This window comes from Fibrobacter succinogenes (assembly GCF_902779965.1).
GTDB classification, from domain to species: domain Bacteria; phylum Fibrobacterota; class Fibrobacteria; order Fibrobacterales; family Fibrobacteraceae; genus Fibrobacter; species Fibrobacter succinogenes_F.
Genome location: NZ_CACZDK010000004.1, coordinates 21,289 through 35,387, shown reverse-complemented (window position 1 = coordinate 35,387; position 14,099 = coordinate 21,289). Strand labels below are relative to the sequence as shown.

Here is a 14,099-nt window from a genome sequence, read left to right as displayed (position 1 = left end):
ATTAAAATCTAAGTTTACATTGTAACCTTCAGAAAGGAGGCCTGCAATGGCAAATGAAATGTTTTACGTGAAGATTGAAACGTCCCGGGACATAACGGTTTACGGGTTCTCGCGAAGCGCGACCGGAATTCTTGATTTTGTTGATGGCGCATCAGCAAAAGATGAGGAACTTTCGCAGATGCAGTGCGTAGACGGCAGTGCCTACTTTACGCCTTCTTGGTACATGTACTTGCCAAAGGAATTGCAAGCGACAATCAGAGTCTATTTGCCGAGCGACATCAAGAATTTAGATGTTGGGCAGTATTCGTTCTTGTTGCATGTGGGGGCGTTGTTGCTTGCGGTTCAGGAACGAGATGGCTTGCTTGTCGCAGAACTTATGCGCCGTCGTTCGACGGTGTTTGCGAACTTCTTGCCGCTTGTGCTACACCTCATAAAGCCTGTAGCAGCGGAAGCTCTGTTTGCGTATGTCTATGGCGGGTTCCGCGGCGACAGTGGGTTTGAACAAGTTTACAAGGCGAATGCTCCGATTGCAACTGGAGAAACGGATGTGTCCGCGATTCTCTTGACGGCTGCTAAAGATGTTCTCAAGCCAAATCCCGAAAAGGAATCTCCGGAGGAAATGTTTATCCGCTATTTCCGCGAAGCGGAATCGTTTGACTTTACGGTCGGGCTTGTGGGGGCAACGAACTATCCGTGGATTGATGGCATCGAGAAGTTTGAATCCGTTGTAAAGGCGGCGACGGCTTTCCGCTTTTTTGATGATACTGCGCTTGGTGCCAAAAGTCTGGAGGTTTTTGAATCGCTCTCTACCAAGGTGCAGGCGGAACCGTACAACCCGCATGATCACAATGCAATTAGCGTAAGCATTGATGACTTGGGGGCTAAGCTCAAGGGAATGCAGTCCAAGAGCAAAGCGGGGTATCTGCGTGCAACGGGTGCCGCAATTTTACGCAAGGCGCGTCCGAACTTGTTTGCATATGGCTCTAAGCTGTGGCGCTTGGGGGCAGACCCGAGCTTCTTTGAAAATTCCATTGTCGTAAGAATTCACACATAACACCTCACACAAAAATTCCCGCCTCTCAGTAAACGATGGGGCGGGAATTTTCATCGGGTGCGAATTCAAAGTCAAATTACAACCAATGACTAATGACCAATAATCAATTTACTTCTGTCTTAAAATGGCGCGGAGTTCGTCTGCGGCTTTTTGCAGATCGTCATTGATAATCGTGTATTCGTACTTGCCCTTGGTCTTTGCAAATTCAATTTCCTTTTTGGCGTTTGCAAGGCGGAGCTGGATGACTTCTTCGCTATCGGTGCCGCGTCCGCGGAGGCGGCGTTCGAGTTCTTCTTCGCTAGGCGGCAAAATGAAGATTCCCGTGGCATCGGGGTAGACCTTATCGAAGTTGATTTTCCCGAAAACGTCGAGGTCGAACAGCACGCGATTTCCTTCGGCGAGAGTCTTTTCAACGAAACTCTTGGGCGTTCCGTAGTAGTTGCCGTGGACTTCGTTCCATTCAATCAAGCCGTTTTCTTTAATGAGCTTTTCGAATTCTTCTTTTGTCTTGAAAAAATAGTGGACTCCATCAACTTCGCCTTCGCGCGGTTTGCGGGTTGTTGCGGAGATGGAATACTTGATGTCCGGAAAATCCTTGATGACCAGATCCTTGAGGGTGGTCTTTCCTGCGCCACTCGCGGCACTCATTACGAATAGTTTGTTTTTCATAGTTAAATTCTGTAATTACTCCATATTCACTTTTATCGCGTCATGCCTGCGAAGGCAGGCTTCTCCTTTAACTTAAAAATTTCTAAGCAAGGAGATTCCCGAATAAATCGGGAATGACAATCCTAAATGCGTCAATTCCTAATTGTACTTTCGCTTCGCTCAAGCACCAACTGCTCGGCTCGGAAATGCCAATGCAAGCATTGGCATTTCCGAGCCGAGCAGTTGTCCGAATTCCGAATTATTTTTTGTCTTCGATGTACAGCGGGCGCTGCTTGACTTCGTCGTAGATGCGGCCGATGTACTCGCCGAGAATGCCGATGGTCAAAAGCTGCACGCCGGCAAAGAATATAATTGCCGTCATGAGCGATGCCCAACCGGGAACCGTTGTTGCTGGGGAGAGGAACTTTTCGAGAATCGACCAGACGAGCAAGGCGAATCCGACAATCGTTGCGATCCATCCCATGTAGAAACTGATCTTGAGCGGCGCAGAGCTGAACCCTGTAATGCCGTCGAAGGCAAGGCGGAGCATTTTTTTGAGCGGATACTTCGAAGTGCCTGCCGTGCGTTCGGCGCGGTCGTACTTGACGCCGATTTTCTTGAAGCCGACCCAGCACACGAGGCCGCGCAAGAAGCGGCTGCGTTCGGGGAGGTTCTTGAGCTGGTCGACCACGCAGCGGTCCATGAGTCTAAAGTCACCTGTGTCAGGCGGAATGTCAATGCTTGTGAGCTTGCCAATTATACGGTAGAAGCAGAATGCAGTAAAGCGCTTGAAAAGGGTTTCGCCTTTGCGCTTGTTGCGCTGTGCGTAAACAACTTGATAGCCTTCACGCCACTTTTCGAGCATCTCGTGAATAAGGCTAGGCGGGTCTTGCAAGTCGCCGTCGATAATCACTACCGCATCGCCAATGCAATGGTCGAGACCCGCGCTGAATGCGGCCTGGTGACCGAAGTTGCGGCTGAAATTGATAATCTTGTTGTTCGGATTTCCGGGGAGAAGACCTTCCACGATTTCGCGGGTGCGGTCCTTGGAACCGTCGTTGACAAAAATGAGTTCGTGTTCGATATCCTTGAGCTCTTCCTCCAAGACACGGTAGGTTTCGGCAACGATTTCTTCTTCATTAAAAACAGGAATAATTACGGATAAAAGCATAGTGCAATTATAGCAATTTGAAAAATAGTTACTAGTTAATAGTTATTAGTTACTAGGGAATTTTTATATAAATTACTTCTAGTAACTAGTAACTCGGAGCTTAGAACTTAGGATTTTGTCTGTTTTTCTAAGCTCTAAGAGCGGAGCGGACTAAGTTCTGCCAACTGCGGCGAAACTGCTACGGAATCAATACCGGATTGATGATATCCACATGGCTACAGTTGATGCTTTTTTGCGGCATGGATTTTATGGTCAGCTTTTGGACTCCGGCAACGTCGGCTTCGACTTTGTGCAATACGCCATTCTTGAAGAACGGGGTTTTTACGAGAGATTTTCCGTCACCGAGAACTTCGACAGCAACGCCTTCGCTGCAAAGGGATTCGTCATCAAGGCCTGCGGAAAGCCTGAATCTCGAATATTTTTTGTCGATGTCAAAAACAGTTGTAGATGAGGCGTGCGTACCAATTCCGTTCGCGTAAAGTTGTCCGTTTACGGTTAACTTGTTGCCTTCAATGCTTTCGTTTTTGTGCATTTGGCCCCATTCTTGTTGGTGTGAGACTATAGGAATTTCCGTAAGAGCGACGACTCCGTTTGCTTTTTCAAAGTGAAATTTTGAAATGTCGGCAAGCTTGCTTTTTGTCGCTAAATCTTGTACGATAAAGCGGATCTGGTTAAAGCCAGGCTGTAATCCTTCGATATTAATATCCTTGCTGTATTCGCCAAATTGGTATTTTTTTATGGTAAGAGGTTGGTCATTCAAGGTTATTGTTAAGGTCCAGTTAGCTACGGCAGTTCCTTTTTCATTGAGTTTGTAGTTTATTCTTAATGCAGCGGCTTTGCTCTTAGTGGAATCATCCGGGATGATTTCAATTTCGCTGGTCGAAATAATATTTTCTGGGGAGTAATTCTTGCGACCGTTGAACTTTGCGATTTGAACCCAGTAGTTGTTCGTAATCAAGATGTTCTTAACTCCGGTCATATCCATTTCGCGCTCGAAAACGTCGCAGGTCGTGGCGATACGGTGTTCCACTGCTTTCTTGTGGTAAGTGTGGCTGTCCCAGCAGTCCAGTCCGCGGATGTAATAGACTTCGCCTTTATATTTATCGATGAGTTTCTTCATTTTGGCGTTGCTCATTTTTCGAGCTTCGTCATAATGGATAGAAGAAATTCCGTAACCTATAAAATGCCACGGACGTCCGTAAATAAAGAATCGGTCAGCCTTGGGCTGTTCCTTGAGCCACCCGAGAATCTCGTATTCTTCGATGGTCAAGTGGTTGCGGTTGTACATGATGTTTTTGTTGAAGTCTTGCTTGTAATGGAATGTCCAACCGGTAAAGATGATGGCTGCGATGAGTATGCCAGCGAAGGCGCCTTTGGCATTTTGTTCCTTGCTGTTCATCGGAGTTGCAAAATACTGGATCATGTGCGTGATGGGGAGTGCGGCCACAAATGCCATCGTCGGGAGCATCACAAGGCTATAGCGTTGGTTGATTTCAATGCTGAAATCGCCGGAAACGTTCTCGAGAATGACGTACGTCTGAACGTGGTACAGGAGTAAGAAACTGAGAATCTTGAGGTAGGTGAAGTCGCTCTTTCGGGCATCGTTGATGGCGCGGAAGACGAGGTAGATGGCTCCGATTACAAAGAGGTAGTTGAAGTAGCTGAGGAACGGATTGCGGAGTTCTCCGTTGTCTCCAATCTTCATGGTCATCACGTCCCAGTTCTTGGCGAGGTCTTCGAAGAAGTGACCATGGGCTTCGAATTCACCGCCCTGGAAACCAAAGCCTTGGAAATAGCTGATGGTGAGGAGCACAGGGACGGAGAAAATCGAGAATACGACGAAGAATGTGGGGGCCTTGGCGTCTTTCTTGTCGAGAAGTTTCGGGAGTGCAAAGAGGATGAATGCGAAAATGCAGAAGATTGTTTCTTGGCGGGTTTGCGCAAAGAAGGCGAGGATGAGGGCAAGGAGCGTCCAATGCCTTATGGTGTTTCTATCATAAGCCCACTTGAAAACGAGGAGCGAAAGTGCAGAGAGGAATATGTAGAGTGGCTCGACGGACATGGCGCGGAACTGGAACAGCACTGTCGGTTGGAGTGCCATGAGGAGCGATGCCAAGAAGGCGAGGAGCGGTTGCCTGGTCCATGCGACAATCGCAAGGAACATGAGCAAGAACGAAAGCGGTAGCATCACGAATTCTGCTGTAAAAATCCAGCGAAGATTGTTCCCGAACAGCGGCATGCCGAGATAGTAAAGGAACGAAAGTCCCTTGGTTTTGAAGCTGTTGGAGTTGGCGTGGCAATTGAGTTGGTTTTGATCAAAATCGCCTTGGTTGCACGTTCCTGATATGTGATTGTAGTACATGTTCTGTGCTACGGACATGAATACGCTTTCGTCACTTTGCACACGGTGGCGTGCTTCAATCTGTGTGCCTGCGAAAATGGATACGGCTACGGCAAACACTAGCGCCATGATGCTGATGGATTTTTCGGGGAGGATTCCCTTGATCCATTCTCTAAAATCCTTGTTTAAAACGCAGAAAAGAACGATGCCCAGGATGAGTTGTAGCCAAAAAAGACCGAATGGAAGATTTAAATCGAGTTGCCGAATAATATCTTTATGGCTTCCCTTGGGGGAACCTAAAAGATAAATAAGGATGGGGATGATGAGTGCGACAATTGTTCCGATAATACCGGCGGGGTGTGCTAAGTTCTTGAACAGTTTCAAGATAGCGTCTTTGTAGTTCATTTGAATCCTTCTCGAAAATACACAAAACCGCTCCGTTTGGGGGCGATTTTACTGAATAGTAATTTGTGATGAAAATATAACTTTTTATTGCTTTGGGCTTTTCATTTGACAATATACCTTGAGAGTTTTGCAAGAAAAAACTAAATTTGCCGCGTAAAAACAAAACTCTAAAGGGGTTAGACCGTGCAAGATTCATTAGTTACAAAAGCAGCTGACAACGTCCGTATCCTTTCTGCCGCGATGGTGCAGAAGGCCAAGTCCGGACATCCGGGTGGAGCCATGGGCGCCGCCGATGCTATTACGCTTTTGTTTGCAGAATTCTTGCGCTACGATCCGGACAACGCTAACTGGATGGCTCGCGACCGCTTCTTCATGGACCCGGGCCACATGAGCCCGCTCCTCTATTCCGAACTCGTCCTCACGAACCGCCTTACCCTCGAAGACGTGAAGAATTTCCGCCAGCTTGGCAGCCGCACTCCGGGCCACCCTGAAGTCGATGTCTCCCTTGGTATTGAAAACTCTTCGGGCCCGCTCGGCATCGGTCACGGCATTGCTCTCGGTGGTGCTATCGCTGAACGCTTCATGGTCGAACGCTTCGGTTCCATCGTCGAACACAAGACGGTCTGCCTCGTTTCTGACGGTGGCCTCGAAGAAGAAATCGCATACGGCGTGGGCCGCATTGCTGGTCACCTCAAGCTTTCGAATCTCATTTTCTTCTACGACGCAAACCAGGTCCAGCTCAGCTGCAAGACTGAAGACGTGATGGACCACGACTTCGTTGGTCAGTACGAATCCTGGGGCTTCCGCGTGATTGAATGCGACGGTTCCAACATTGCAGAACTCCGCAAGGCTTTCAAGGCCGCTTGGACAGAAACTGAAAAGCCGGTGCTCGTCTACGGTCACACTACGATGGCTAAGGGCGCTATCGCCGAAGACGGCAAGAGCTACGAAGGCGCTGTTTCTACGCACGGTCAGCCGCTTAATGCTGCCGGTGCTTCTACTTCTGCAACGGTCAAGAATCTCGGTGGCAATCCGGACGATCCGTTCCAGGTCTTTGATGACGTGAAGGCTGGCTTTGAAGCCCGCGCTAACGAACTCCGCAAGGAAGTTGCCGAATGGAAGAAGGCCAAGGCTGCTTGGGACAAGGCTAACGCCGAAAAGTCCGCAACCCTCAATGAATGGCTCTCGGGCAAGGGTCTCAAGATCGACCTCTCCAAGCTCAACATCAAGGAAGGCGTTGCCACTCGCGTCACTAGCGGTACGGTTCTTGGCTACCTCGCCGAAAATTATCACAACATCATCTGCAGCTCTGCAGACCTTTCGAACTCCGACAACACGCAGGCATTCCTCGACAAGACGGGCATCTTCCGCGCTAACGACTTCAAGGGCGCATTTGTCCAGGTCGGCGTTGCAGAACTCACGATGGGTGCCATTGCTAACGGTATCGCTCTCCACGGCGGTCTCTATCCGATTTGCGCAACGTTCTTCGTGTTCAGTGACTTTATGAAGCCGGCAATCCGCATGGCTGCTCTCATGGGCCTCCCGGTCAAGTACGTGTTTACGCACGACAGCTTCCGCGTGGGCGAAGACGGCCCGACGCACCAGCCGATCGAACACGAAACGCAGATCCGCTTGCTCGAAAGCCTCACGAAGGCTAGCGGCAAGGCTGAAATGCTCGTTCTCCGTCCGGCCGATGCTTACGAAACGCTCGCAGCATGGGAAATGGCTTTTGAAAACAACGACAGCCCGACGGCTCTCATCCTTACTCGCCAGGTCGTGAATACGCTCCCGGGTGACAACCGCTACGAAGCCGCCAAGGCTTGCCGCAAGGGCGCTTACATCGTCAGCGACAACACTGCCGCAGGCAAGAAGCCGGAACTTACTTTGGTTGCAAACGGAAGTGACGTTCTCCTCGAACATCAGGCTGCCGAACTCCTCCGCGCCGAAGGCAAGGCCGTTCGCGTGGTCTCCATGATTAGCCCGGCTCTTTTCCTCAAGCAGGACAAGGCCTACCGCGACAGCATCATTGCTCCGTGGACTCCGGTGTTTGCAAAGTCCAGCGGTCTTCCGCTCCTGTTCGCCCAGGTCGTGGGTGGCTTCGGCAAGGTCTCCGGTCTCGAACGCTTCGGAGCTTCTGCTCCGGCTGGCGTTCTCGAAAAGGAATTCGGCTACGTTCCGGAAGCTGTTGCTGCAGCAGCCAAGGAATACCTCGCTGAATTTGCAAAGAACGTCGAAGACTTTAAGAAGGCTAACGCTTAATTAGCGAGCGCAATCGAAAATTTGAAAACGGTGCCTGACGGTGCCGTTTTTTTTGCATCACTTCTAACTTGTACTCTCGCTACGCTCAAGAGGTTGACGCTTCGCGTCCGTGGCTGCATTTATCAAATATAAGTCCATAAATGGCTTATGCTTGCATAAATTTGCACACTCTTGGCCGCGACGCTCGACCTACGCATTTGTCCTACCGCCTACTTTCTACTAAACAATGTAATTTTATAAAGATTTTAATCACCTTTTTCTTCAAAATAACCTATATTCAACGCATGATTTGCCCTTTTTGCAAGAATGATAACGATAAGGTTGTCGATAGCCGCGTGAGTGGTTCGTCGATTCGCCGCCGTCGTGAATGTTGTGCTTGCGGTCGACGTTTTACGACTCGTGAATACGTTGAAGTCCAGCAGTTGACCGTTATTAAACGCAGTGGTGAACGCGAACCGTTCCAGCGTGAAAAGCTTTTGCGCGGTATAATGAACTCTTGCAAAAAAAGACCGGTGTCCATCGACGATATTGAACAGCTTGTGACGCGTGTCGAAAATGCTTTGCAGACATCCGAAAATTCCGAAGTCAGTTATGATCAAATCGGCAACCTCGTGATGCAGGAACTCAAGAAACTCGACGCAGTAGCATACGTCCGCTTTGCTTCCATCTACCGTGAATTTAAGGAAGTGGGCGAGTTCGTTGACCAAATCAAGACTTTGGATAAATAGACGAAAGTGTTGTCATCCTGGAGAGCGTGAAACAACCGACGGGATCCACTGAATTTTCTATTTTTGCTGTGTCATCCTGGGCCCTTCGACAAGCTCAGGGCCGTTTCTACAACAAGCGAAGTCGAAGAATCTAGGATTCATTTTCTCGAATGGCTTTTGATTTAAAAAACAAGTTAGCGATTGCGCTTGAAAAGCGCTCTTCTCTGTTTTCTGTCACGGATGCTTTGCGCATTGTGAATGGCTCTGCTGATGGTTTCCCGGGACTCACGATTGATAAGTTTGGCGACCGTTACCAGATGCAGTTCTTTGGGCCGGAACTTTTGACAAGCAAGACTGAAATTGTCAATGCTGTTGGCGAACTCTTCAATCCTGTTTGCGTTGTGACAAAGGAACGCCTTTCTAGTGCGGGGCGTTCGCTTGAAAATGCTCCCATGGATGTGGTGGTGGGTTCGCGTGAAGATGCTGTTGGCGTTGTGCGCGAGGGGAAGGCTCAGTTCCATGTGGATTTGATGGATACGATTAATCCGGGTCTTTTCTTGGATATGCGTCATGTGCGATTGGAAGTTGAAGAACGCTTCCGCGCGATGTCCGGCGCATGCTCTTCGCATCCCGAAACTGCGCAATCCTCGAATCCCGCTGCATTCGATGGTCCGCGATTCCTCAACCTTTTTAGTTATACTTGCAGTTTCTCGGTGCATGCGCGTTTGGGCGGTGCTGCGGTAGCTACGAATGCCGATATCAGCGGTAAGATTCTCGATAAGGGCCGTGAAAATTATGCGTTAAATGGGCTCGATTTGCGTCCAGGAGAATTCTTTCGCGGTAATGCGATTGAGTATGTGCACTGGGCAAAAAAGAAGGGGCTCCGTTTTGACGGCATCGTGCTTGACCCGCCTAGCTTTGCGCGATTCAAGGGTTTTAATTTTAACGTGCGCGAACACTTGATGCCGCTTGTTGCAGAATGTGCTGAACTTCTGAATCCGAATGGATTCTTCATGGTGAGTTCCAACTACAGTGAATTTAATTTGAACGCATTTGCACGTGACGTTCTCGCGGCCGTTTCCTCCGTTCATCCCAAAGCAAAAACGTCTTGGAAAAAATCCCAAGACGTAGACTTTGTCGGTAGCGGCTCAACGAAAGATTCCTGCTTAGTCGCAACACTCGTTGAGGTGTGAGCTTAGAACTTAGAATTTAGACAACTGCGGCGTAGCCGCTCACTCCTCTCCGCCATCCATTTCAATTTTCAGTTCTTTGAGCTTTCTCCAAAGCGTGGCACGGCTAATCCCGAGCTTCTTGCACACTTCGGTCTTGTTCCCTTTGCAAATGCTCAGCGCATGCAGAATGTGTCTGCGTTCCATTTCGTCGAGCGAAAGAATTTCTTCATCGTCTGGCTCTGGATTATGCGTTAAGTACTTGGTTGGGTTATGCGTCAAAAGCCCTGCGTTATCCGTCTTGCCCGAAATCGGTTCAAAATGAATCGGGGTTCCGATTGGATTTTCGGCAGATTTCTCGTCATCCTCGACTTCTTCAACGATGTCGCTAATAGGTTCACTAGCGCTTTCTTTGTAGCTGCCAGCATCCTTGATGTGTGGGATGGCGACCGTCTTTTCGCGGGCTTCAACCTGCACATATTCAGGCAAATCTTCGAGCTTGATGATTCCACCTTCCGAAAGCACAATCGCGTGTTCCATGATGTTTTCGAGCTCGCGAATGTTGCCGGGGTAGGGGTATTTTGTCAAAGCATAAAGCGCTGCCGGTTCAAGGTCATGGATTTCCTTCCCTTGCGCTTCCTTATTCTTTAGAATAAAATAACGTATCAAGTTCGGAATGACTGGCTTTCTTTCTCTCAGCGGCGGGAGCTGCAAATGGAATGTGTTCAGGCGGTAGTAAAGGTCTTCGCGGAAACGCCCTTCGTGCATGGCCTGTTGCAAATCGCGGTTTGTTGCAGCGATAATGCGAATGTCCAAATAGCGAGCCTCTGTTTCGCCCACGCGCCTGATTTCGTGACTTTGTAAGAAACGCAAAAGTTTAACTTGTGTGGCTGGCGACAGTTCGCCGACTTCATCGAGGAAAAGTGTACCGCCGTTTGCAGATTCGAACAAGCCTTTCTTGTCGGCGGTAGAACCTGTGTATGAACCTTTCTTGCTACCGAAGAGTTCACTTTCGACGAGGTTCTCGGGGATAGCTCCGCAGTTGACCGGTACAAACGGTTCGTTAGCGCGCTTGCTGTAGCGGTGAACAACGTTTGCTAAAAACTCCTTGCCCGAACCGGATTCGCCGGTTATGAGCAACGTACTGTTGGTCGGTGCGACCTTGTAAACAGTCTTTAAAATTTTGCGCATCTCGGGCGTGTCGCCGAGAAGGCTGTCCAACACTTGGGATTCCATGAGCTGCGTGTTGGACTTATTTTGCTGTTGAGCCTGGATTTTATTAGCTGTGTTTTCAAGAAGCGACAATGTGATGGGCTTCTTCAAAAAGCTAGTAGCACCGCGAGTAATGGCGCTTGCGGCGCCTTGCCAATTGCGGTCATCGCACAGCACAAAAATTTCAATACCAGGCTGGCGTTCCTTCAGGTAGCTGATCAAATCCATATTGTCGAGCATTAAAAAAGGGACCTCGATAAACGCAAGGTCTATCGACGTCTTTTTTATAAGCGGCATCAGAGTCTTTTCGTCGGAGCAGACCAAGAGGTTCGTTCCGGCGATGGACCAGTTCCGCTGTAGCTCCTCGACAAATTTCCGATCAAAATCAGCGATCAGGATATTCATCATTTATGCTATTACGAATGTGCTTTGATTATCTCGTCAACTTTGTTGCGGAGCAGCTGGAGATCCAGCGGCTTGCTGAAAATTGCGGCTACATCGAAATGCTGCGCCGTTGCAAGGTAGTCTTCGGCAGAAGTACGTCCACCACCGCTGATGGCGATCGTACGGTCGCTCATGCCCATGCGGCGAAGGTCAAGGACTACTTCAAAGCCATCACCTTCCGGCATGATGATATCGGTGATAATCACATCGTACGTATTCTTTTGATAAAGCGACTTTGCTTTCTTACCGTTGCAAGCTGTATCGACAGTGTAACCTTTTAATTCCAGGGCAGACTTCAACATGAGGTTGAGCTGAGCATCATCGTCAATGATGAGTATTGTAGACATTAAGCCTCCATTTTCTCGTTTCTTATAGACCAATATAGATTAAAAATAGTTCCTTCGCCCAAGGTTGTTTGTACTGTATAGCCCGCATTGCCTTCTTTTAGCAGTCTTAAGGCCGAAGAAAGCCCTAAGCCGAGGCCTTCGCCCGGCGCCTTGGTCGTAAAGAACGGTGAAAAGATGCGTTCGAGGGTCGCAGTGTCCATGCCTGTGCCCGTGTCTTCGACGGTGATTTTCGCATAAGTGCCTGCATCAATTTGCGGTGCATACGGCGTAATGAGCGGCTCCGTAAGCACCTCGCGTTTTAAAGCAATCGTAAGTGTTCCGCCGTTTTCCTTCATGGCGAAGATGGCGTTGTTTGCAAGGTTGCTGATAATGCGGTCGAGTGCGGAGACGTTTCCAACAATGCGAATGTCCTTGTCGATGTTGTCTGCTTTCACCTTTACGTTTGGAGGGAGTGTTATCCAGAGCTTCTTCACCACGTCTTCGATAATCATGTAAGGCGCGAACTCTGTGAGTTTGTCCTTTTCGGATGTCTTTCCGCGGATGGTGTTTAAAAGCTCTTCAAGAGATTCCTTGCCGCGAGTTGCCGCCTTTCTTGCTTCCTGGATGAACAAGTATGCCTGGTTATCTTTATCAAGCACTTCTAGTGCGAGGTCGCAGAAACCGATCTGGGAGCCCAGGATGTTGTTGTAGTCGTGGGCAAAACCACCGCAGATGGTTCCCAATTCTTCGAGTCTCGAATGGATATGTTTTTGTTCTTGCAACATGTCGCGTTCTTTTTCGAGACGCTGTTCCTTGGTAATATCAATCTTGATGCCGATTATTTTGTATGGCTTACTGGGTGCCATAATCGGGATGAACATGTTTTCAAAAATTGAAATATCTTTAGCAGCTCCTTTGCGGACTGCCATATTGTAATCGTCTTGGTTCAAGATCTCGACTGAATCTTCTTCGTCTTCAAAATCGCTTGTAGATTTTTTAATTCGTTCGTATGAAATGAAACTTTGCGGTTCGCCTTCGTTTCGCGCTAAAAGTTCTTGCGGTAAAATCTTGTTGTCCGGCTCTGAAGTTTGCAACAGGTTACCGCGGTTCTTGATATCGTTTTGGTTTTGCGTCATGAATACGCCCTGCTCGTTCTTGGACCAAAAACGGAAGGGGAGCGTACTGATTAACGTATCCAAGAAGTATTTACTTTCATCGACCTTCTTTTTCCAGATGTTTAAACGTTCTTGATAGCGGATTTGGTCGAGCTGGTATTCCTTGAACTGCTCATCGCGGTTCTTGATAATTTGCTGGTAATGCAATGTGTTCGAAACATCGCTAAAGAAGGCTACGTTGTAGTTGGTGGTCAATGATTGACGAATTTCAAAAATGGAAACGTTAAAAATATGGTCTTCGTTGTCAATCTTGACTCTTATTTTGTTGTAAGTCGATTCGCGCGAAGGGTCCGTGATTTGCGGGAAAATCGAAGAAACTTTTTTGTTGTGGAGCGCTTCTTGCGTGGTGTGCAAAATGCTCAGCGCCGCCGGATTTGCAAGTTGAATTTCGCCTTTGTAATTGTAGTACAGGAGGCCGTCTACCATTCTGTCTTTTAGTTTGTCTAAGAACCACGAGGCGCTTTTATTTTTAAAAGAAACCGATGTGAAGTATTGTCCCGAAAGTATGGCTAGGAATACCGAGATGAATTGCGACCATTTGAGGAATTGATCGTATTGATTGAAATTGGTAGAAATGGGGATGACAAAATCGAAGAGAGCCGCTAGCGTTATAAAGAATACGAACGAGGCCAACATGTAAATACTGACCTGGTGGGGGAGCGTCGTATCGCTGGATTGCACAATATTGCGAAGAAAAATGTAAGCCGTGACAATGATATTGGGAAGAACAAACAAGCAGAACAACAACGAGTAAAAGTTGAATATGGGCCTTTCGGCAAATGGCCTGTAGCTAAAGAAATTGAAATTGGGGATATAGGAAGGCTCGTTGATAAAAAGATAAGTCGAAATCAAAACGGCGGCCGCTCCGAAAATGTTCATGAGCTTCCAACAGTTCTTTCTTTTTATTTTCAGGCTGATTTCTGCGGTGTGCTGAACAGCATTGCCTAACTGGATCCAACCCAGTGCGGCTGCTCCAAAAATGAGTTGTCTTGCCGTGTAGGCCTTTGTTCCTGCGACAAAATTTTCACCGCTAAAGAAAATATCGCCAATCAAGTTGCTCGCCTGCCAGAATATACTGATAATCACCAATTGGTGGATGGAGCGAGGGAGCTGCTTGACTGACGTTTTTTGCCCAAGCATAATGGGAAAATAGCATACAACGATTAACGCTATAACGGAAAGCGCGAT

General features: G+C 48.2%; 10 protein-coding genes. 4 read left to right on the top strand and 6 right to left on the bottom strand.

The window, feature by feature from the left end; all coding sequences use genetic code 11:
* The first annotated feature begins 46 nt into the window (after positions 1 to 46).
* Positions 47 to 1,054, top strand: a complete 1,008-nt coding sequence (locus HUF13_RS02575) for a hypothetical protein (RefSeq protein ID WP_173473681.1) — start codon at positions 47 to 49, stop codon at positions 1,052 to 1,054.
* 108 nt (positions 1,055 to 1,162) lie between these two features.
* Here HUF13_RS02575 and gmk read toward each other — a convergent pair whose 3' ends face one another.
* The 3 genes from gmk to HUF13_RS02560 all read right to left on the bottom strand — a co-directional run bounded on the left by gmk (position 1,163) and on the right by HUF13_RS02560 (position 5,619).
* The gene (gene gmk / locus HUF13_RS02570) at positions 1,163 to 1,723 is read right to left on the bottom strand and encodes a guanylate kinase (RefSeq protein WP_173473680.1); all 561 of its coding nucleotides are present in this window, start codon (positions 1,721 to 1,723) and stop codon (positions 1,163 to 1,165) included.
* 238 nt (positions 1,724 to 1,961) lie between these two features.
* Positions 1,962 to 2,873 carry a glycosyltransferase family 2 protein gene (locus tag HUF13_RS02565; protein ID WP_173473679.1) on the bottom strand — a complete coding sequence of 304 codons (912 nt, stop codon included), beginning with the start codon at positions 2,871 to 2,873 and terminating at the stop codon, positions 1,962 to 1,964.
* A gap of 178 nt (positions 2,874 to 3,051) precedes the next feature.
* Entirely contained in the window at positions 3,052 to 5,619 is a 2,568-nt protein-coding gene (locus tag HUF13_RS02560; RefSeq protein WP_173473678.1) for an NPCBM/NEW2 domain-containing protein, read from the bottom strand.
* Positions 5,620 to 5,802: 183 nt separating this feature from the next.
* On the opposite strand from HUF13_RS02560, the gene HUF13_RS02555 reads away from it, so the two are divergent.
* The 3 genes from HUF13_RS02555 (at position 5,803) to HUF13_RS02545 (ending at position 9,778) form a co-directional block, all read left to right on the top strand.
* Positions 5,803 to 7,878 carry a transketolase gene (locus tag HUF13_RS02555; RefSeq protein ID WP_173473677.1) on the top strand — a complete coding sequence of 692 codons (2,076 nt, stop codon included), beginning with the start codon at positions 5,803 to 5,805 and terminating at the stop codon, positions 7,876 to 7,878.
* 284 nt (positions 7,879 to 8,162) lie between these two features.
* On the top strand, positions 8,163 to 8,606 hold the full coding sequence (nrdR, locus tag HUF13_RS02550) for a transcriptional regulator NrdR (RefSeq protein WP_173387554.1): 444 nt from the start codon (positions 8,163 to 8,165) through the stop codon (positions 8,604 to 8,606).
* 149 nt (positions 8,607 to 8,755) lie between these two features.
* Positions 8,756 to 9,778 (top strand): class I SAM-dependent rRNA methyltransferase, encoded by a 1,023-nt coding sequence (locus HUF13_RS02545; RefSeq protein WP_173473676.1) that lies wholly within the window; start codon positions 8,756 to 8,758, stop codon positions 9,776 to 9,778.
* 39 nt (positions 9,779 to 9,817) lie between these two features.
* On the opposite strand, the gene HUF13_RS02540 is transcribed toward HUF13_RS02545, so the two are convergent.
* The 3 genes from HUF13_RS02540 to HUF13_RS02530 are packed head-to-tail and all read right to left on the bottom strand — an operon-like array spanning position 9,818 to position 14,051.
* Complete coding sequence (locus tag HUF13_RS02540) at positions 9,818 to 11,374, bottom strand: sigma-54 dependent transcriptional regulator (protein ID WP_173473675.1); 1,557 nt, start codon at positions 11,372 to 11,374, stop codon at positions 9,818 to 9,820.
* An 8-nt stretch (positions 11,375 to 11,382) separates the two neighbouring features.
* Positions 11,383 to 11,757, bottom strand: coding sequence for a response regulator (locus HUF13_RS02535; protein WP_072826897.1), 375 nt, complete (start codon positions 11,755 to 11,757; stop codon positions 11,383 to 11,385).
* Positions 11,757 to 14,051, bottom strand: a complete 2,295-nt coding sequence (locus tag HUF13_RS02530; protein ID WP_173473674.1) for an ATP-binding protein — start codon at positions 14,049 to 14,051, stop codon at positions 11,757 to 11,759. The genes HUF13_RS02535 and HUF13_RS02530 overlap by 1 nt, the downstream gene beginning before the upstream one ends.
* Between the last annotated feature and the right edge of the window lie 48 nt (positions 14,052 to 14,099).

Coding starts and splice junctions, on each gene's coding strand:
- HUF13_RS02575 (WP_173473681.1), top strand. CDS start 47: ATGGCAAATGAAATGTTTTACGTGAAGATTGAAACGTCCCGGGACATA.
- gmk (WP_173473680.1), bottom strand. CDS start 1,723: ATGAAAAACAAACTATTCGTAATGAGTGCCGCGAGTGGCGCAGGAAAG.
- HUF13_RS02565 (WP_173473679.1), bottom strand. CDS start 2,873: ATGCTTTTATCCGTAATTATTCCTGTTTTTAATGAAGAAGAAATCGTT.
- HUF13_RS02560 (WP_173473678.1), bottom strand. CDS start 5,619: ATGAACTACAAAGACGCTATCTTGAAACTGTTCAAGAACTTAGCACAC.
- nrdR (WP_173387554.1), top strand. CDS start 8,163: ATGATTTGCCCTTTTTGCAAGAATGATAACGATAAGGTTGTCGATAGC.
- HUF13_RS02545 (WP_173473676.1), top strand. CDS start 8,756: ATGGCTTTTGATTTAAAAAACAAGTTAGCGATTGCGCTTGAAAAGCGC.
- HUF13_RS02540 (WP_173473675.1), bottom strand. CDS start 11,374: ATGATGAATATCCTGATCGCTGATTTTGATCGGAAATTTGTCGAGGAG.
- HUF13_RS02535 (WP_072826897.1), bottom strand. CDS start 11,757: ATGTCTACAATACTCATCATTGACGATGATGCTCAGCTCAACCTCATG.
- HUF13_RS02530 (WP_173473674.1), bottom strand. CDS start 14,051: ATGCTTGGGCAAAAAACGTCAGTCAAGCAGCTCCCTCGCTCCATCCAC.